The sequence below is a fragment of the Streptosporangium canum genome, assembly GCF_900113865.1.
In the GTDB taxonomy this organism is placed as follows: domain Bacteria; phylum Actinomycetota; class Actinomycetes; order Streptosporangiales; family Streptosporangiaceae; genus Streptosporangium; species Streptosporangium canum.
On the sequence record NZ_FOQY01000011.1, the window covers coordinates 236389 to 255393 of the forward strand.

General features: G+C 72.4%; 15 protein-coding genes. 13 read left to right on the forward strand and 2 right to left on the reverse strand.

The window, feature by feature from the left end; translation table 11 throughout:
• The first annotated feature begins 83 nt into the window (after positions 1 to 83).
• Positions 84 to 2204, forward strand: a complete 2121-nt coding sequence (locus tag BM085_RS18820) for an amylo-alpha-1,6-glucosidase (protein WP_093888253.1) — start codon at positions 84 to 86, stop codon at positions 2202 to 2204.
• Between the two features lie 262 nt (positions 2205 to 2466).
• Positions 2467 to 3573 carry a glycosyltransferase family 4 protein gene (locus BM085_RS18825; RefSeq protein WP_093888254.1) on the forward strand — a complete coding sequence of 369 codons (1107 nt, stop codon included), beginning with the start codon at positions 2467 to 2469 and terminating at the stop codon, positions 3571 to 3573.
• 304 nt (positions 3574 to 3877) lie between these two features.
• Here the strand turns inward: BM085_RS18825 and BM085_RS18830 are convergent, their stop codons facing one another.
• A complete protein-coding gene (locus BM085_RS18830) occupies positions 3878 to 4390 on the reverse strand; it encodes a GNAT family N-acetyltransferase (protein ID WP_218158753.1) in 513 nt (170 codons plus the stop codon).
• 53 nt (positions 4391 to 4443) lie between these two features.
• Positions 4444 to 5526, reverse strand: a complete 1083-nt coding sequence (gene rsgA / locus BM085_RS18835) for a ribosome small subunit-dependent GTPase A (RefSeq protein ID WP_093888256.1) — start codon at positions 5524 to 5526, stop codon at positions 4444 to 4446.
• Positions 5527 to 5849: 323 nt separating this feature from the next.
• Here rsgA and BM085_RS18840 point away from each other — a divergent pair, with 323 nt between their 5' ends.
• The 11 genes from BM085_RS18840 to BM085_RS18890 all read left to right on the forward strand — a co-directional run bounded on the left by BM085_RS18840 (position 5850) and on the right by BM085_RS18890 (position 18916).
• Positions 5850 to 6623: an enoyl-CoA hydratase/isomerase family protein gene (locus tag BM085_RS18840; protein ID WP_031160468.1), complete on the forward strand. Its 774-nt coding sequence runs from the start codon at positions 5850 to 5852 to the stop codon at positions 6621 to 6623.
• Positions 6624 to 6870: 247 nt separating this feature from the next.
• Complete coding sequence (locus tag BM085_RS18845; RefSeq protein WP_245789412.1) at positions 6871 to 7284, forward strand: hypothetical protein; 414 nt, start codon at positions 6871 to 6873, stop codon at positions 7282 to 7284.
• Entirely contained in the window at positions 7281 to 8504 is a 1224-nt protein-coding gene (locus BM085_RS18850) for a DUF6395 domain-containing protein (RefSeq protein ID WP_093888258.1), read from the forward strand. The genes BM085_RS18845 and BM085_RS18850 overlap by 4 nt, the downstream gene beginning before the upstream one ends.
• On the forward strand, positions 8501 to 9343 hold the full coding sequence (locus tag BM085_RS18855) for a M55 family metallopeptidase (protein WP_093888259.1): 843 nt from the start codon (positions 8501 to 8503) through the stop codon (positions 9341 to 9343). The genes BM085_RS18850 and BM085_RS18855 overlap by 4 nt, the downstream gene beginning before the upstream one ends.
• A 5-nt stretch (positions 9344 to 9348) precedes the next feature.
• The gene (locus tag BM085_RS18860; RefSeq protein WP_093888260.1) at positions 9349 to 10911 is read left to right on the forward strand and encodes a flavin monoamine oxidase family protein; all 1563 of its coding nucleotides are present in this window, start codon (positions 9349 to 9351) and stop codon (positions 10909 to 10911) included.
• Between the two features lie 53 nt (positions 10912 to 10964).
• Positions 10965 to 11156 (forward strand): YbaK/EbsC family protein, encoded by a 192-nt coding sequence (locus BM085_RS18865; protein ID WP_177245149.1) that lies wholly within the window; start codon positions 10965 to 10967, stop codon positions 11154 to 11156.
• 131 nt (positions 11157 to 11287) lie between these two features.
• Positions 11288 to 13456, forward strand: coding sequence for a serine/threonine-protein kinase (locus BM085_RS45265; RefSeq protein WP_093888261.1), 2169 nt, complete (start codon positions 11288 to 11290; stop codon positions 13454 to 13456).
• Positions 13453 to 15417, forward strand: coding sequence for a serine/threonine-protein kinase (locus tag BM085_RS18875; RefSeq protein ID WP_093888262.1), 1965 nt, complete (start codon positions 13453 to 13455; stop codon positions 15415 to 15417). The genes BM085_RS45265 and BM085_RS18875 overlap by 4 nt, the downstream gene beginning before the upstream one ends.
• Positions 15418 to 15476: 59 nt before the next feature.
• The gene (locus tag BM085_RS18880; protein ID WP_093888263.1) at positions 15477 to 16835 is read left to right on the forward strand and encodes a serine/threonine-protein kinase; all 1359 of its coding nucleotides are present in this window, start codon (positions 15477 to 15479) and stop codon (positions 16833 to 16835) included.
• Positions 16836 to 17164: 329 nt separating this feature from the next.
• On the forward strand, positions 17165 to 17944 hold the full coding sequence (locus BM085_RS18885) for an electron transfer flavoprotein subunit beta/FixA family protein (protein ID WP_093888264.1): 780 nt from the start codon (positions 17165 to 17167) through the stop codon (positions 17942 to 17944).
• An 18-nt stretch (positions 17945 to 17962) separates the two neighbouring features.
• Positions 17963 to 18916 (forward strand): electron transfer flavoprotein subunit alpha/FixB family protein, encoded by a 954-nt coding sequence (locus tag BM085_RS18890; RefSeq protein ID WP_031160451.1) that lies wholly within the window; start codon positions 17963 to 17965, stop codon positions 18914 to 18916.
• Positions 18917 to 19005: the final 89 nt, after the last annotated feature.

Below are 19005 nucleotides of genomic sequence, written 5' to 3' on the forward strand. Positions count from 1 at the left end.
CCGCCCACCCTGAGGTGTTCTTCTCCCCGCTGAGATGGGAATGGCTACAGAGCCGAGACCCGACCGACAGCCCGGAGACGACAGTGAACGGATGGACGTTCGAAGGCCAGCCCGGCGCCCTGGGCGACACCACGGTGACCCTGGTGGAAGGCGGGTCCTTCTGCGTGTGCGCGCGCGGCGGCGACATCGTGCCCGGAGGGGCGCAGGGCGTCTACCACGCCGACACCCGGCTGCTGTCACGCTGGGAGCTGAGGGTGGACGACGCGCCGGTGGAGGCTCTCCGGGTGCTCACGGGCGAGCCGTACCACGCGACGTTCGTCGGCCGGGCGGGGCCGCGGCCGGGGCGGGCGGAGAGCAGCCTGCTGGTGATCAGGGACCGCTACGTCGGGGGCGGTCTCCGCGAGGACCTGACCCTGCGCAACCTGTCCGACGAACCGGCCGGATGCGTGGTCGACATCCACGTCAGCTCGGACGTGGCCGACCTGTTCGAGGTGAAGGCCGGCCGGGTCCGGTACGTGCCCGACGTGGAGATGACCCCCGACAGGTCGGGGCTGCTGGTCTTCTCCGCCAGCCGCTCGCGCGGCGCCCGGGTGTTGGGCGAGCCCGCGCCGTTCGCCGTCCCGGGCATGCTCATCTTCCGGGTCGTCGTGCCCGCGCGCGGCGAATGGACCGTCAGCCTGCAGGTCAACCCGATCCTGGAGGGGGAGGAGTCGCCCGCCTGGTTCTCCACCCACCGCCCGGTGGAGCACGCCGAACCCGCCAGACGCCGCGCCGACTGGGCGCGCCTCAGCCCCAGCCTCAGCACCCCCGACCGCCCCCTCTCCCAGGTCCTGCACCGCTCCAGGGAGGACCTGGGGGCGCTGCGGCTGTTCGAGCCCGACCGGCCCGACGAACCACCCAGCATCGCCGCGGGCGCGCCGTGGTTCATGACCCTGTTCGGCCGCGACTCGCTGCTGACCTCGTGGATGGCGCTGCCGCTGGACCAGTCCCTGGCGCTCGGCACCGTCCGCCGCCTGGCCCGGCTGCAGGGCAGGATCGACGACCCGCTCACCGAGGAGGAGCCCGGGAAGATCCTGCACGAGCTCCGCTTCGGCGTGCAGACCGGCGCCCCGCCGCACGGCGGCCGCGCCTACTACGGCTCGGTCGATTCCACCCCGCTGTTCGTGATGCTCCTGGGCGAGCTGCGCCGGTGGGGCGTGCACGGGGAGGCGGTCGAGGAGCTGATGCCGAACGTCGACGACGCCCTCGACTGGATAACCAGGTCAGCCGACCCGTTCCTGTTCTACCGCCGCAAGACCGACCACGGCCTGCTCAACCAGGGCTGGAAGGACTCCTTCGACGGCGTCAACTTCGCCGACGGCACGCTGGCCCGGCCGCCCATCGCGCTGGCCGAGGTCCAGGGATACGTCTACGCCGCCTACACCGCGCGCGCCCACTTCGCCCACGAGGCCGGCGACCAGGGGCTGGAGACGCACTGGACCGACCAGGCGACGCGGATCCGGGAGGCGTTCAACGAGCGCTTCTGGCTGCCCGAACGGGGCTACTACGCCATCGGCCTCGACGCCGGGGGACGTCCCATCGACAGCCTCGCCTCCAACATGGGGCACTGCCTGTGGACCGGCATCGTCGACGAGGACAAGGCCGACGCCGTCGCCGCGCACCTGCTCTCACCGGAGATGTTCACCGGGTACGGCGTGCGCACCCTGTCCTCCGGCATGGGCGCCTACAACCCGATGAGCTACCACAACGGCTCGGTCTGGCCGCACGACAACGCCATCATCGCCGCCGGTCTGATGCGCTACGGCTTCACGGAGGAGGCGCAGCGGATCGCGTTCGGCCTGCTGGAGGCGGCCGAGATCTTCGGCTGGCGGCTGCCGGAGCTGTTCTGCGGGTTCGGCCGGGACGAGTTCGCCTGGCCGGTGCCCTATCCCACCTCCTGCTCCCCGCAGGCCTGGGCCGCCGCGACCCCCATCCAGCTCGTCCGCTCCCTGCTCCGCTTCGACCCGTGGGTCCCGCGCGGCCAGATCTGGGTGGCTCCCGTCGGGCTGGACAACCTGCGGATCACCGGGGTCCCGCTCGCCGGGGCCCGGATCGACCTGGAGGTCGCCGACGGCGACGTCTCCGTCACCGGGGTGCCCGCGGGGATCACCGTGCACTCCGAACCACGTCATCCCATGAGGGCGGCCCTCCACCAGGTCTCCTGAAGCCCACGTCTGCTGAAGCCCGGGTCTCCTTGAGCCCCGCGTCTCCCCGAGCCCACGTCCCTTCAAGCCCATGTCCCTTCAAGAAGCCCACGTCCCTTCAAGAAGCCCACGTCCCTTCAAGCCCACGTCTCCTTGAGCTCCGGGTCTCCGGACAACCGGGTCTCCTGACACCACGGCCTCTCCCGGCCGTCGCATCCCCTGCCCCCTTGATCGGTTAGCTCGGACGTTCCAGGCAGGCCGCACGGCCGTAGGTGAGGTTGACATGATTGCTGAAGCAGGCGTTTCCGGATGGCGCGACGGGATGCGCATCGTGATGATCGCTCCCCCCTGGTACGACGTACCGCCCCACGGGTACGGGGGCATCGAGTCGATGATGGCCGAGCTCGTCGCCGGCCTGTCCCGGCGCGGGCACGACGTCACCCTCATCGGGGCGGGCCGGGCCGGGACGTCCGCGCGGTTCCTGCCCACCTACGTCCCGGCGCCCTCCGCGCGGATCGGCGAGTCGATGCCCGAGGTGCTGCACGCGGCCCTGGCGCATGACATCGTCTCCGGCCTCGACGCCGACATCGTCCACGACCACTCGCTGGCCGGGCCGCTGACCGCGGCCTCGCGGAGCGTGCCGACCCTTGTCACCTGTCACGGGGAGGTGGACGGCGAGCTCGGCGAGTACTACCGGGTGCTCTACGACACCGTGTCGATGGTCGGCATCTCCGAGGCGCAGCGGCGGATCGCCCCGGACCTGAACTGGGCCGGAGTGGTCTACAACGCCGTCGAGACGGACTCCTTCCCCTTTCGGGAGGACAAGGAGGACTGGGTGCTGTGGCTGGGCAGGTTCAACGAGGACAAGGGCGCCCATCTGGCCATCGACGCCGCTCGGGCGGCGGGGCGGCGGATCCTGCTCGCGGGCAAGCTCACCGAGCAGATGGAGCACGACTACTTCGAGGAGCACGTCAGGCCCCGGCTCGGCCCCGACGCCGAGTATGTCGGCGAGGCCGACGCCTCCCGCAAGCGCGAGCTGCTGTCGGCGGCCCGCTGCCTGGTCTTCCCGATCACCTGGGAGGAGCCGTTCGGCATGGTCATGATCGAGGCCATGGCGTGCGGCACCCCCGTGGTCGCCCTCAACCGGGGGGCCGTGCCCGAGGTGGTCGTGGACGGGGTCACCGGGTTCGTCCGGAGCCATGTCGAGGAGCTGCCCGAGGCCGTCGAGGCGGCCGGCACGCTCGACCCGCGTGCCTGCCGGTCGCATGTCCGGAGCCGTTTCGACGCCGAGGTGATGACCGAGGAGTACGAGAAGATCTACCGCCGGGTGATCAGCGGTCTCGCCGACCCCACCGAGGGAGGCATGAGCCTGGCACTGCCCGCCAACTGATGGCCCGTCACCGAAGCTCGGACGGGTGATCGATCTCCTGGGGTCACCCGTCGGGCCGGCTGCTTCCGCATGGTCGCGCGGCGCAGCGGGCTTGGCACCGCCGCCAATCTGCGCACGCTCATGCGTCGCGCGACCGGCATCACTCCGTCGGCCTACAGGCGCCGGTTCGGGCCTGAGGTGAGTTGACGGCGGGGCGTCCTCTTCCGGCAGACGACCGGAAAAGGACGCCCCAGCGTCGGCTGTCACCAGGGGGAGGCGGTTGTGGCCCGGGGACGGCCGCGGTCTCCTCCCCGGAGGTCCTGGATCAGACTCCGAACGCGGCCGGGTAGCGGATGGTGCCGGACGGCACGGGCACGGCGGGGTCGAGGACGAGCGCCATCATGTACTTGTCCTCGACGTCGAAGGGGGGACGGATGGAATGGCCGGAGGCCGGGGTGAAGCCGAAACGCGGGTAGTAGTCGGCGTGGCCGAGCACGAGCACGAGGTTCTCGCCCTGCTCACGGGCGGCGTCGAGGGCGGCGCGGATGGCGGCGGAACCGGCGCCGCGCCGCTGGTGCTCGGGCCGTACCGCGCACGGGCCCAGGGTGAGCGCCGCAGAGCCGTCGACGTGGCAGCGGGTGAGCAGCGCGAATCCGGCGATGGAACCGTCGGGCGCCTCGGTGACCCAGGACAGGCTGGGGATCCACGCCTGCCGGTCGGCGCGCAGGGCCTCGACCAGGTCGGCCTCGTGCGAGGTGGGGAAGGCCGCGAGGTTGGCCTCGCGGATCTGGGCGAGGTCGGCGGCGGTCTCAGGGCGGGTGATCCAGGAAGTGGCCATGGGGGTATTCGAGTCCGTTTCTGTGCTTGCCTGGGGGCGCGGGATGTGGCCGGTCATGACTGCTGGTCCCTGAACTTGTAGGTCGCGCGCAGATGGCTGGTGATGGCCTTCTGCTGGTTGGTGCGTTCGCCGCGCAGCCGGGCATCGGTGCGCGAGGCCGCCCACGCGTTCTCGCGTTGCAGCTTGCGGTAGCTGTTCAGGCGGCGCTCGGTCAGCTTGCCCGCCTGGATGGCGGCCTGGACGGCGCAACCTGGTTCGGTGTCGTGGGCGCAGTCGCCGAAGCGGCAGTCCCGGGCGAGGCGTTCGATCTCGGCGAAGACCTGTTCCAGGCCGTCGGCGGCGTCGTACAGGCTGATCCCGCGCAGGCCGGGCGTGTCGATGAGGACACCGCCACCGGGAAGGGGAACCAGTTCGCGGCGGACGGTGGTGTGGCGACCCTTGCCGTCCTGCGCCCGTACCTCGCCGATGGCCAGAAGCTCGTCGCCGAGCAGCGCGTTGCCGAGGCTGGACTTGCCCGCGCCCGAGGATCCGAGCAGGACCGTGGTTCCGCTCAGCAACGCGGTCAGTACATCGATGTTCTGGCCGGTGGTCACGCTGGTGACCAGGATGTCCACACCTGGCGCCAGCTCGCTCGCTTCGGCGTGCACGGCGTCGGCGTCGGCGGCCAGATCCGCCTTGGTCAAGACGATCAGCGGCCTGGCGCCGCTCTCCCACGCCAGGGCCAGCAGCCGCTCCAGCCGGGCCGCGTCCAGCGCGGTGGCCAGTGAGACGGCGAGGACGACGGTGTCGATGTTGGCGGCCAGCACCTGCCCGTGGGAGGTGCGTGACGCCGACGAGCGCACGATCGCGCTATGACGCGGCAGCAGGGCCACCAGTTCCGGCTCCCGGCCCCGGCGCAGCGCGGCCCAGTCACCGGTGCAGGGCGCCAGGAGCGGGTCCGGCGAGTACAGCGCCGTGAGGGCGGCCCGGACCGGGCCGGACCCGGTGACCGCGTCACACAGGCCGCGATCCACCCGTGCGATCCGGGCCGGTACCAGGCCGGCCTCGCGGTGTTCGGCGAAGGAGTTGTCGAGTGTTTCCGTCCATCCGTACCGGGACAGGCCGGCGTCGGATGGATCGGTGAAGAGGTTTGGCAACGTGAGACACCTTGCGGGAAGGGGCCCCGACGAGACGCAGACATCACCCCCGCCTCGTAAGCCGGACGGCTACGGCGAGGGGAAGAAGTGGGTCAGACCGGGGCCCGGGACGTGAGGAATGTCCGGGCGCTGCACACGGCAGCGGTCTTCACCGCGGTCATCAAACCTCACCTCCCTCTCATCCGGAAATCCAACACCTAAACGATCAGCACTCTAGCACTCCCCGCGGGATGCCTGTCACGGATTCCTGCGCCGGAGGGTCGGGAACTTCGCGTCCAGGCACCCTATGTTGGGGTGACGATATTTTCGGCGGAGGGACGGCCATGGGTGAGTTCGTGCGGGTGGAGACGGCCGAGGGGATCGCGACGATCAGGCTGGACCGGCCGAAGATGAACGCGCTCAACCGGCAGGTGCAGGAGGAGATCGCGGCCTGTGCCCGGCAGGTGGACGCCGACCCCGGTGTCCACGCCGTGGTCCTCTACGGCGGGGAGCGGGTCTTCGCCGCCGGCGCCGACATCAAGGAGATGGCCGACATGTCCTATGCGGACATGGCGGCGCACTCCGCGGTGCTGCAGGACTGCTTCACCGCCGTCGCGGAGATCGGCAAGCCGGTCATCGCCGCGGTGACCGGCTACGCCCTGGGCGGCGGCTGCGAGCTCGCCCTGTGCGCCGACATCCGCATCGCGGGTGAGTCGGCCAAGCTCGGCCAGCCGGAGATCCTGCTCGGCATCATCCCCGGGGCGGGCGGCACCCAGCGCCTGCCCCGGCTGGTCGGCCCCGCCAGGGCCAAGGACCTCATCTTCACCGGCCGTCACGTGCCGGCCGCCGAGGCGCTGCAGATCGGGCTGGTCGACCGGGTCGTCCCCGACGCCGACGTCTACACCGAGGCGCTCGCCTACGCCGCCACGTTCGCCGGCGGCCCGGCCCTGGCGCTGCGCGCCGCCAAGCAGGCCGTCGACCGCGGCCTGGAGGTGGACCTGAACAGCGGCCTGGAGATCGAGCGCCTGCAGTTCTCGGCCCTGTTCGCCACCGAGGACGCCAAGATCGGCATGCGCGCCTTCGCGGAGAAGTCCCAGGCGAAGTTCACCGGCCGCTGACGCGCGTCCCGGAAGGCGGATGACAGCGCCGGTCCGGGCCCGCGACGTGGTGACACCGGCATCGGTCCGGGCCCGCGACGTGGTGACACCGGCATCGGTCCGGGCCCGCGACGTGGTGACACCCGGATCGGTCCGGGCCCGCGACCCGGTGACATCCGCATCGGCCTGAATCGGGGATCCGGATGTCGGTGGGACCGTCCTGGTAGATCAAGCTTTGCCGGTATCGTGCCAGACTATGGTTCGGTTGGTGAAGCGTGCTCTGATGCCCGCCCCGCTCCGGCGGGCGGTGCGCGGGTGGTTCGACTCCCGATACGTCTCCCTGGCCGATCACCGTCAGGACATCAAGGACACGCTCCGGGAGGTCCAGACGCTGGGCCGGGAGGTCACCGCGCTGCGGGCCGAGATCGACAGGCTCCGGGAGCGGGTGGCCAAGGCCGGCGTGGACCAGGCCCAGGCCAGGCGCTGGGACGACGCCCATCGCCTGGCCCAGGAGACCGCGGTCGCGATGGACGGGGTGCTCCAGAACGAGGTGCTGCTCTGGCAGGCCGTGGACCGCCTGCCCGCTCCGGGCCCGGACCGCTCCCCAGGGCAGGCCATAGACCGCCTGCCCGGCGGCACGCCCGCCCCGGGCCCGGAGCGCTCCTCCGGGGGGCCCGCGTGAGGGTCACCTGGGCGGCCGACGGCGGCGTCTGGCGTCTCACCTTCCGGCTGGACCCCGAGGACGAGATCACCGGGTTCTGCGCCGACGGCCAGCCCCTGCGCCTGGCCACGAACTCCTTCCGGGTCGAGCTGCCGCGCGCGCCGTACGACATCCACCCCGACCTGCGGGCCCTCGCCGCGTGGACCGTCGTCGCGCCGTGGACGCGGCGCGCGATCGTCTTCGACCGGCCGGTCTCGCCGGAGTTCGCCGCGGCGATCCAGTCGGGCTGGGGGATCGAGGCGGGGCCCGTCGGCGGGACGCCGCGGTCCGGCGGCAGGCTGGCGATCTCCTACAGCGGCGGCGCCGACTCCGCGGCGGTGGCCGCGATGCTGCCCGACGCGCCGTTCGTCCACTTCCAGCGGGTCTCCCACCCGCGCGTGCCCAACCGCTGGACCCACTACCGCGCCGACGTGCTGGCCTCGCTGGCCGCGGCGACCGGCCGCGAGCTCACCGTCGTCCGCTCCGATCTGGAGTTCACGCTCGCCGAGCCCCGGCCCGGCTACCCCGAGCACCACGCGGTGGCGGCCGGGGCGCTGCTGCTGGCCGACGAGCTCGACCTGGGCGGCCTGGCCTTCGGCTACGAGCTGGGTTCGCGCTGGCTGGGCGGGGACCGCTACCTGCTCCGCTACACCCCCGACAACCTGATGTGGTCCCCGCACGGCGCCTGGGGCCGGGCCTTCGCCGCGGCGGGCCTGCACATCGTGCTCCCGGTCGGCGGGGTGAGCGAGGCCGTCACCATGCGCCTGGCCCTGGAGTCGGACCTGCGCGAGCAGGTCCGCTGGTGCCTGCGCGGGGTGAACGGTCCCTGCGGCACCTGCGGCAAGTGCCTCTACAAGGAGCTCATCCAGGCCGCCGTCGAACGCCGCCCGCTGCGCACCACGGTCGCTCCGGGCCGTCCGGTCGCGCGCAAGTGGCAGGAGCCCCCGCCGTACGGCGGGCAGGAGATGATCGAGTACGGCTGCGCGCGGGTGCCCGGCATCGAGGACACGCTTTTCGGCAGGGCGGCGGGCTTCCTGGGCGCGACCGAGGAGTCGACGGCCTGGTTGGACCGCTGCTACCCGCCCGCGATCGAGGAGATCCCCGAGCCGTGGCGCGAGCAGGTCCGCGACTTCGTCGCGGGAGAGGTCGGGTTCATGAGCGACGACGAGGCACGCCGCGTCGAGACCTGGGGGATGTCGTGAAGGTATATGTCTCGGTGGACATGGAAGGCGTGACGGGGCTGACCGACCCCGAGGAGATGCACGCCGGGGGCCGGGGGTACGAACGCGGCTGCGAGCTGATGACCGGTGACGCCAACGCGGTCATCCAGGGCGCCTTCGACGCCGGAGCCGAGGCCGTGCGCGTCAACGACGCGCACGGGTCGGTCAAGAACCTCAGGATCGACCTGCTCGACGAGCGGGCCACGCTGATCCGGGGGCCGGGCAAGCCGCTGCGGATGGGGCAGGGACTCGACCGGAGCTACCGGGCGGCCTGCTTCGCCGGCTACCACGCGCGGGCCGGGGTCCAGCACGGGGTCCTCAACCACACCTGGATGGGCAAGGAGATCCAGAACGTCTACCTCAACGGCGAGGTCTGCGGCGAGACCCGCCTGGTGGCGTCGTTCGCCGGGTCGCTCGGCGTGCCGGTGGCCCTGGTGACCGGCGACGAGGCCGTCTGCGAGGAGGCCCGCGAGCTGCTCGGCGACGTCGAGACGGTCGCGGTCAAGAAGGGGGTCGACAGGTTCTCCGCCGAGCTCCTGCCGCCCGCCGTCGCCCAGGCCCGGATCCGGGAGGCCGCCGCCCGCGCGCTCAACCGGGTCGCGGACTTCCGCCCGTGCGCCCCCGAGCCCCCGTTCACCCTCGGCGTCGAGTGGAACTCCACCGCGATCGCCGCCGGATGCGCGCTCATCCCCGGCGTCAGGTCGGCGGGCCCCCGCCACACCGAGTTCGTCACCGACGACTTCTCCCAGATCATGGCGCTGATGGGCATCTTCTCCATGGTCGGCGGCCAGATCGCCTGCGGCAGCGGCGTGTACGGCTGACGCGCATGAGTGAGTCCAAAGTGATGACGCGCAGGGCGCTGCTGGTCGGCGTGGGCGCGGCCGGCGGCGCCGGAGCCATGTTCGCGGCCATGGGGGCGCTGGGCCTGGCCCCGGACGCCCAGGAGAAGGACTTCGTCCCCCCGCAGCCCTCCGACTTCTCGCTGCGCGGCCGGGCCGCGGCGAAGGTGGTGGTCCTCGGAGCCGGGGTCGCCGGGCTGACCTGCGCCTACGAGCTGGGCAAGGCCGGATACGACTGCACGGTCCTGGAGGCCGCCGACCGGGTGGGGGGCAGGAACCTCACGCTGCGCCGCGGGGACCGGCTGCCCGAGACGGGCGGGGAGACCCAGACGGCGGAGTTCGAGGAGGGGACCTACTTCAACGCCGGGCCGGGCCGGATCGCGCAGTGGATGGTCGCCATGGACTACTGCCGCGAGCTGGGCGTGCCCATCGAGACGTTCGTCAACAACAACGCGTCGGCGTACGTCTACACGGGGGGCATGAAGGCTCCGGCGCGGGCGCGCACGGCACGGGCGGACCTCTACGGCTACGTCGCCGAGCTGCTGGCCAAGGCCACCCACGCCGGTGCGCTGAACCGCCGGCTGACCAAGGACGACCGCGAGCGGCTGGCGGAGTTCCTGCGGCGCTTCGGCGACCTCGGCCCCGACCTGACCTACGGGGGTTCCACCCGCCGCGGTTTCGAGACCTACCCCGGCGTCACCGGCGGCGTCCCCGCCGGCACGCCGCCCTCCCTGAGCGACGTGCTCTCGGCCGGCACGGGCCGGGCGCTCACGATGGACTTCGGCTACGAGCAGGCCATGCCGATGTTCCAGCCGGTGGGGGGCATGGACGCGATCGTGACCGCGCTCGCCGGGGCGGTCGGCCGCGACCGGATCAGAACGGGTGCCCGGGTCACCGGTGTGAAGAACCTGCCCGACGGCGTCGAGGTCGCCTACCAGGGCGGCACGCTCCGCGCCGACTACTGCGTCGCCACCCTGCCGCCCCACCTGCTCGCCCGTCTCCCGCACAACCTGGGCGCCCCGATCACCGCCGCGCTCCGCACCCCCGTCCCGGTCGCCGCGGGCAAGATCGGCCTGGAGTACGGCAGGCGCTGGTGGGAGATCGACGACCGCATCTACGGCGGGATCACCGAGACCGACCTGGACATCACCCACATCTGGTACCCCTCCCACGGCTACCACTCCAGGAGCGGCCTGGTCGTCGGCTACTACAACACCGAGGCCAACGCCGAGCTGTACGGCGGGCTGCCGCACCGGGACCGCCGGAACCGCGCGCTCACCCAGGGCAAGAAGATCCACGGCGACAAATACCGCGCCGAGCTCCGTTCCAGCGTTTCGATCGCCTGGCAGCGCCAGCCGCACATCGAGGGCGCCTGGGTCTACTGGCCCTCCCACCAGGGCGCCTTCGCCCTCCTGCAGCGTCCGGCCGGCCGGGTCTACTTCGCGGGCGACTGGCTCACCCACCTGATCGCCTGGCAGGCCGGGGCCATGGAGTCGGCCAGGAAGGCCGTCACCGAGCTGCACAGGCGGGTTCTGCAGACGACGTCCTGAGCCCGCCGCGCGGCCGTAAAGTCTCAGGGGCGAGTGATACGGAGGAGACGACGATGGCGATCGGGACATTGGGCGGGATCACCCCGCTGGGGCTGCCCGAGGAATGGCCGGTGCTGGTGGACGAGGCCGTGGCGGCCCATCCGGGCGTCGTGATCGGCAGTGGCGTCCGGCACTCCAAGCTGGCGCTGCCGGGCGCGGTGCTCGCGGACCTGAAAACCGCGGAGGTCCTCCGCCTGGCGAACTGACGCCGAAAAGAGATTGAGTGTTACCGGGGTTTGGGAAACCGTTGAAGCCTGGCAGACGTTGTTCAAACGGAGAATATGGCCTGATGGTTCATCTCATGGGCGGTGTTTAAGCCGGTATGGTTCTTCATGCCATGAATCAGGACGACCGACTGGGCCCCTACCGACTGCTCCGGCGGCTCGGTGAGGGCGGCATGGGCGTGGTCCACCTCGCCGTCGACCCTCAGGGGCGGCAGGTGGCGGTGAAGGTCCTGCGAGCGGAGGTGGCGGGCGACGACGTCGCGCGGCGCCGGCTCTCGCGGGAGGTGGAGACCATGCGGCGGGTGCGCAGCGAGCACATCGCCGAGGTCCTCGACGCCGACGTGACCGGCCACCGGCCCTACATCGTGACCCGATACGTCCCCGGCCAGCCGCTGGACGAGCTCATCAAGCAGGACGGTCCGATGGGGCTGCCCGCGCTGCTCAAGGTCGCGCACGGGGTGGCCGCGGCGCTGGCCGCCGTGCACTCCGTCGGCGTCATCCACCGCGACCTCAAGCCGGGCAACGTCCTCATCCTGGACGGCCAGCCCGTCCTCATCGACTTCGGCATCGCGCAGGCCGTGGACGCCACCAGGCTCACCCAGACCGGCATGTTCATCGGCACGCCCGGCTACCTCGCCCCCGAGATCATCGAGGGTCACGAGGCGGGTCCCGAGGTGGACGTGCACGCCTGGGCGGGCACGCTGGTCTTCGCGGCCACCGGCCAGCCGCCCTTCGGCAAGGGCACGCTGGAGATGATCTTCTACAACATCACCGCGGGCAAGGCGGACGTGGACGCCGTCCCGGCGCCGCTCCAGCCGGTGCTGCGGGCCGCGCTCCAGCGTGACCCGGCCAGGCGGCCCAGGGCCACCGAGCTGGCCGCGCAGGTGGAGCGCCTGCTGCCCAGGGCGGGCCGGTCCCGGGTGCCCGACGAGATCACCACGGTCTCGCACTTCGACGACCCCGGCCACGGCGGGCCGGGGGGCCAGGGCTTTCCCGGCGTCCCGGCCGGTCAGGGGTTCCTCGGCGGTGACGGCTCGCCCTCCAGGCCGGGCGTCCAGGGCTTCTCCACGGGGTCCGGCGTGCCGGGCCGCGCGGGTGACCCCGGCGACGTGCCGACCCCGGTTGCCTCCCGTCCGGGCCTCTCCTCGCAGTCCACGCCATGGCCCCCGGCCCCGGCGGCGCAGCCGCGCGAATACGTCTCGCTGCTGGGCGAGCAGCCGCCCGACCCGTCGCCCACCCGCCGGGTGACGGCCGAGGAGCTGCGTCAGGCGGCGGCGGCCCAGCAGGCCTCCTACGACCTGCCCACCGGCATGCTCAGCCCCGAGGACATCCCCACCCGGAACCGTTTCCCCGCCGGTGACCAGCCCGGGACCGACCGATCCGGGGCCGACCGGTCCGGGGCCGACGCCGGCCGGCTGGCGGCCACGGCACCCGTGGCCGACGGTGACATCCCGACCCAGCGGGTCCGCCCCCAGGACCTGGCGGAATACATCCGCGGCCAGGCCCCGCAGCCGGGCCGCCCCGCGCAGCCGGGTCACGTCCCGCAGCCGTACCCGCAGCAGCAGGCCGCGTTCGAGCAGACGCCGCACGTCCGGCAGCCCGCGCCGCCGCCCTACTCCTACCCGCCGCAACCCCAGGCGCCCGTTTCGCCGCACCCCGGCCAGCGGCCGGGCCACATGTTGCAGCGTTCCAAGGCGTACGGCGTGGCGAGCGGGATGATCATGATCGTCGTGGCGGTCGCGGCGGTCCTCGCGCCGATCGTCGTCGCCGCCGTGGTGATCCCGGCCGCCATCCTGCTCCGGGCCGCCGACATCGCCCAGCCCAGGCTCAACACCCGCCGTGCGGCGGGTGAGGCCGCCGCCGACGTCTTCCGGGTGTTCGGCCAGCCGGCCGCGCTCCTGAAGTCGGTGGGCATCACCGCCGCGCTGGTGCCGTACGCGCTGATCCTCGGCCTGCCGGTGACGCTGCTGCTCACCGTGGTCGCCACGAAGATGTCCCCGGCCAACGCGCTGAGCTGGGGCGCGGGGGTCGCGCTCTGGACGGTCTGCGCGGGCCCCGGGGTGGAGGGCCCCGGACGCCAGATGCGACGTACCCTGGCATCAATGCTGCCTTCGCGCAGCGCGGCCATGATCGTGGCCTCGATGCTCGGCGCGTTGGCCGCCCTCATGATTCTTATCGCGATCGGCACCGTGGGGGACGGGGCACGACAGGCGCGGTGGGCGCCGGTCGATGTCGGGACGGTGGTGACGGAACTGACGGATCTACGAAAGGCGGCGCGATGACGGGGGACACGCAGGCGCCTGAGCGACTGGGACCGTACCGTCTGCTCAGAAAGATCGGCGAAGGCGGCATGGGGGTCGTCCACCTGGGGCTCGACGAGGACGGGCGGGAGGTGGCCGTCAAGGTCCTGCACCCGCACGTCGCCGCCGACCTCAAGGCCCGCGACCGGCTCACCCGCGAGGTGGAGACCATGCGGCGGGTGCGCAGCCCGCAGGTCGCGGAGGTCCTCGACGCCGAGCTGACCGGCAGGCAGCCCTACATCGTGACCCGCTTCGCCCCGGGCCGCACGCTGGAGGAGACCGTCCTGGCCGACGGGCCGCTCGCGCCCGCCGAGGTGGTCAGGCTCGCCCAGGGCATGTGCGCGGCGCTCGTGGCGATCCACGCCGCCGACGTCATCCATCGCGACTTCAAGCCGTCCAACGTGATGATCGTCAACGGCGAGCCGCTGGTCATCGACTTCGGCATCGCGCACCTGGTCAACGCCACCCGGCTGACCCAGACCGGCATGTTCGTCGGCACGCCCGGCTACCTCGCCCCGGAGATCATCCGGGACACCGAGATCACCCAGGCGGCCGACGTGCACGCGCTGGCCTCGACGGTCTTCTTCGGGGCGACCGGCAAGCCGCCGTTCGGCACGGGCAGCTTCGAGATCGTCTGTTTCAACATCATGGAGGGCCGGGCCAACATCGACCTGGCCCCGGTCTGGCTGCGCGGCTGGCTCCGCCAGGCCCTGGCGGTGGACCCCTCCGTCCGGCCGAGCGCGCAGGCGCTCCACCGGATGGCGCGGGCCCTCGACCCCTCGGTGACGGTCTTCGAGGAGACGCCGCCCGCCACCGCCGTCATCGACGGCGGCACCAGGGTGCTCAACTCCGACGGCACGAAGGTGCTCAATACCGACGGCACCCGGGTCCTGGACGGCCAGACCCAGCCTCCGTCCTCCACCACGCAGTCCCCGCCGAACGGCACCCGGGCGCTGCCGCAGGACGGGAGCTACTCCGACCTGCTGACGCCGGTGGAGTACGCCAAGCCGGAGCGGCGCGAGCGCAGGCCGCGCGGCGAGCCGACCCGCCCGTCGGGGACGGCTCCGCCCCCGTACGTCCCGGCGACCCCGCCGCCCTACGTGCCGGCTCCGTCCCCGGAGCAGCGGCCGAGGTCGGCCCCGCCGCCCTACGCCGACCAGCGGGTCGCCGGCTACCCGGCGCCGCCGCCGACCGGTCCGGCGCAGCCGTACGCCCCGCCGGCCGTCCAGCCCCGGCCGCACACCCCGCCGCAGGACCGTCCGCGCTACCGCACCGGTCACCCGCTGGCCGCGGTGCTGCTGCTGACGATCCTCGTCGCGCTGGCCTGCGTGCTGCCGGTCATGGTGAGCGCGTTCGCGCTGGTCGCGGTGCTCTGCCTGCGGGTCGGCGAGTATCTCTTCGGGGACCTCGCCGAGCGCCGCTCGGTCCGGGGCAACAGCGCCACCGACCCGCTGCTCGCCGTGCTCGGCACCCCCTGGGCGTTGATCAAGGCGGTGCTCGCGACGGTGGTCACGGCCCCGCTGGCCGCCATGTTCGGCATGTGCGTGTGGGGCGTGCTGGTCTACATCGGGCAGATGAAGACCGATCCGGCCGCCGCCTACGCGGCGGGCGCGTTCGTGGCCGGGCTGTTCGTGCTGCCTGGCGGAGGCAAGCCGCGCAAGGCCGTCTCCCGCGCGCTGACCGGCGTGATCCGCAGCCCCGGGGCGGCCATGGTGACCACCATCGTCCTGGGCACGCTGGCGTTCTTCTCGGTGATGGCGGCGCTGGGGATGGCCCCGTCGTTCGCGCCGTGGGACCAGCCCACCGATGTGATGGATGCGCTGAAGAGGGAGTGGCAGACCCAGGTGGAGAACGGCAAGATGGGCGTGCTCGACCTCATCGGCGGTCTGGTCAAGGATCTGATGAAGAGCCTGGGGCTGGGGTTCCTCACCTTCGGAAAATGATCCCGTGCGCGATCGGCCCCTCTGGTGCACGATGAAGGGGACACGCCGGAGGGAGTCGCATGGGAGCGCCGGACGGTGAGCGCCTGGGCCCGTACCACCTGTTGTCGACGCTCGGTGCGGGAGGTTTCGGCGAGGTCCATCTCGCGCTGGATCCCGAGGGGCGCACGGTGGCCGTCAAGATCCTGCACCCGCACGTCGCGGCCGACCGCACCGCCCTCGCCCGGCTGGCCCGCGAGGTGGAGACCATGCGGCGGGTCCAGGGGCCGTACGTCGCCGAGGTCCTGGACGCCTCGCTGGAGGGCGCCCGCCCCTACCTGGTCACCCGTTACGTGCAGGGCCGCCCGCTCAGCGCGGTGGTCGCCGGCGACGGGCCGGTCGGGGGCGACGATCTCGTACGGCTGGCGCGCGGCCTGGCCGAGGCCCTGGCCGCCGTCCACGCCGCCGGGGTCGTCCACCGCGACCTGAAGCCCGCCAACGTGATACTGACCGACGGCGAGCCGGTCGTGATCGACTTCGGCATCGCCTGCGCGCTCGACTCCGCCTCGGTCACCGTGTCCGGCGCGGTCCTCGGCACCCCCGGCTACCTGGCGCCCGAGGTGCTGGAGGGCGCGGGCTCGGGCGCGGAGGCCGACATGTTCTCCCTCGGCGCCACGCTCGCCTACGCGGCCACCGGGCGGCATCCGTACGGCACGGGCCCGCCCTCGGCGGTCGGCTACCGTGTGGTCCACCACGCCCCCGACCTGGAGGGCGTGCCCGGCTGGCTGGAGCCGCTGCTCCAGGAGTGCCTGCGGCGGGATCCGGCCGCCCGGCCGTCCGCCGCCGAGCTCCTGGACCGGCTGGGCGCCGCCGGTCCGGCCGTCCACGCGGCGTTCCCGAGGGCGCGCCCCGCCGCCGCCGTCGGTGGGCGGAGGGCCGTCCGGGACCAGGAGGCCACCCACCTGCAGGACGCCGTCCGGGACCAGGAGGCCACCCATCTGCAGGACGCCGTCCCGCGCGAGGCGGGGGCGGCGGGGAGCTCCGTGCAGGAGCTCACCACCCGGCAGTGGCGTCCGGGACGCCGCCCGCCGCCCGGCAGGCTCTCGGCGGAGGAGGCCCGCGAGCGCCGCCGGACGGTCCTGCACCGCCGCTGGATCGTCGGCACCGGCCTGCTCGTGTCCCTGGCGGCGGCGACGGCCAGGGAGCCGCTCCCCGAGGTGTCGCTGCTCCTTCTCACCTCCTACGGCCTGGTGATGCTCGTCGACGGGGGGATCGCCCTGTTCGGCCGCCGGGACCGCGCGCGCATGGTCGTCGATCTGGCCGGCGCCGCCGGCGCCATCGCGCTGTGGGCCGTCCTCGGCACGTTCTTCAGCACGCTCACCCTCGCGCTGGCCCTGGGGACCGTCGTCTTCGTCCTGGTCGCGATCCTGATGGCCAGCTGAGGCGTCCGGGGCTCCGGCGGCCCGGGGTCCCGCGCGCAAATTCTGGAACATAGTTCGGTATGGTGGAGGGGTGACCGATCGGGCGGGCGGGCGGTTGTCCGGCGCGAGCTGTGCAACCTGGTGGTTTGCACCTAAGCTACCGATGGGTAACATGATGTCGGAGGGCCAGGGCGGGCACGTCCCGACCGGGCCACCCGCTGTCACACCGCCCTCGGGCACCTGGCAGTCTTGGCATCACGCGCACGTGCCCCGCGTGCGCGTACCGAGCATCCGGCGCCAACCGCAGCGACGCGGTGGCGCACGCGAACACGGGAGGTCGGCCACCGGCCATGAACATCGTCGTCTGCGTGAAGCAGGTCCCCGACACGGCGACCGAGCGCAAGCTGAGGTCCGATGACAAGACGCTCGACCGTGATGCCGCCGACGGCGTCATCAACGAACTGTGTGAATACGCGGTCGAAGAGGCGCTGCTCCTGAAGGAGGCCCACGGCGGTGAGGTGACCGTCCTCACCATGGGCCCCGACAAGGCCGGCGACACCATCCGCAAGGCCCTGGCGATGGGCGCAGACAAGGCGGTCCACCTGGTGGACGACGCGCTGCACGGCTCGGACGCGCTGGGCACCTCCTACGCCCTGGCGCAGACGCTCAGGAAGATCGGCTTCGATCTGGTCGTGCTCGGCTCCGAGTCGACCGACGCCCGCACCGGCGTGCTCGCCGCGATGCTGGCCGAGCGCCTGGACGTGCCGCAGCTCACCTTCGCCAAGAAGGTCGAGGTGAACGGCGGGTCCATCGCGATCGAGCGCGTCACCGACTACGGATACGACAGGGTCGAGGCCTCGCTGCCCGCCGTCATCTCCGTGGTCGAGAAGATCAACGAGCCGCGCTACCCGTCCTTCAAGGGCATCATGGCCGCCAAGAAGAAGCCGGTCGAGAAGCTCGGCGTCGCCGACGCCGAGATCGACGCCTCCCAGGTCGGCCTGGCCAACTCCTGGAGCGAGGTCGCCGACTTCGCCGCCGCCCCGCCGCGCGCGGCCGGCACGGTCGTCAAGGACGAGGGCGACGGCGGCGTGAAGACCGCCGACTTCCTCGCGTCGAAGAAGTTCGTCTGAGAACGGGGGTTAGCTGATATGTCTGAGATTCTCGTTCTGGTCGAGCACGTCGAAGGTCAGGTCAAGAAGGTCACGCTGGAGCTGCTGACGCTCGCCCGGAAGCTGGGCACGCCGTCGGCGGTGTGGGCGGGCCCCGGATACTCCCCCGACGCCAAGGCCAGGCTGGCCGAGTACGGCGCGGAGAAGATCTACCTGGCCGACTCCGCCGACATCAGCGACTACGTCGTCGCCCCCAAGGCGGAGCTGCTGGCCCAGCTCGTCTCCGAGAAGTCCCCCGCCGCGGTGCTCGTCGCCGCGACGGCCGAGGCGAAGGAGATCGCCGGCCGGCTGGCCATCAAGATCGATTCGGGTGTGCTCACCGACGTCGTGGGCCTCCAGGACGGCCTGGTGGCCGACCAGTCGATCTTCGGTGGCGGTGTCAACGTCCAGTCGCGCGTGACCAAGGGCACCCCGATCGTCGCGGTCCGCCCCAACTCGACGCCGGTCGAGGCGGCCGCGGGCGCCGGTGCCGAGGAGCAGGTCTCCGTGACCGTCTCCGCCGCCGCCAAGGGCGCCAGGGTCGTCGACCGCGTCAAGGAGGAGAAGGGCGCCCGTCCCGAGCTCACCGAGGCCGCCATCGTGGTCTCCGGTGGCCGCGGCGTGGGCTCGGCGGAGAACTTCTCCATCATCGAGAAGCTGGCCGACTCGCTCGGCGCGGCCGTCGGCGCCTCCCGCGCCGCCACCGACGCCGGCTGGTACCCGCACCAGTTCCAGGTCGGCCAGACCGGCAAGACCGTCTCGCCGCAGCTCTACATCGCGGCGGGCATCTCCGGCGCCATCCAGCACCGGGCCGGCATGCAGACCGCCAAGACGATCATCGCGATCAACAAGGACCCCGAGGCGCCGATCTTCGAGCTCGCCGACTTCGGTGTCGTGGGCGACCTGCACCAGGTCGTCCCGCAGCTGACCGACGAGGTCGTCAAGCGCAAGTAACCGCACAGCGAGAACGGCGCCGCACACATCGTGTGCGGCGCCGTTCTTCTTGCCGTCCCGTGTGCCGCCGGGCGGGTCAGGCGGCCACC

Excerpts from the sequence above, each read along its gene's own strand:
- BM085_RS18840 (WP_031160468.1), top strand. The coding sequence starts at position 5,850 with ATGGGTGAGTTCGTGCGGGTGGAGACGGCCGAGGGGATCGCGACGATC.
- BM085_RS18865 (WP_177245149.1), top strand. The coding sequence starts at position 10,965 with ATGGCGATCGGGACATTGGGCGGGATCACCCCGCTGGGGCTGCCCGAG.
- BM085_RS45265 (WP_093888261.1), top strand. The coding sequence starts at position 11,288 with ATGAATCAGGACGACCGACTGGGCCCCTACCGACTGCTCCGGCGGCTC.
- BM085_RS18885 (WP_093888264.1), top strand. The coding sequence starts at position 17,165 with ATGAACATCGTCGTCTGCGTGAAGCAGGTCCCCGACACGGCGACCGAG.
- BM085_RS18880 (WP_093888263.1), top strand. The coding sequence starts at position 15,477 with ATGGGAGCGCCGGACGGTGAGCGCCTGGGCCCGTACCACCTGTTGTCG.
- BM085_RS18830 (WP_218158753.1), bottom strand. The coding sequence starts at position 4,390 with ATGGCCACTTCCTGGATCACCCGCCCTGAGACCGCCGCCGACCTCGCC.
- BM085_RS18860 (WP_093888260.1), top strand. The coding sequence starts at position 9,349 with ATGAGTGAGTCCAAAGTGATGACGCGCAGGGCGCTGCTGGTCGGCGTG.
- BM085_RS18825 (WP_093888254.1), top strand. The coding sequence starts at position 2,467 with ATGATTGCTGAAGCAGGCGTTTCCGGATGGCGCGACGGGATGCGCATC.
- BM085_RS18890 (WP_031160451.1), top strand. The coding sequence starts at position 17,963 with ATGTCTGAGATTCTCGTTCTGGTCGAGCACGTCGAAGGTCAGGTCAAG.
- BM085_RS18875 (WP_093888262.1), top strand. The coding sequence starts at position 13,453 with ATGACGGGGGACACGCAGGCGCCTGAGCGACTGGGACCGTACCGTCTG.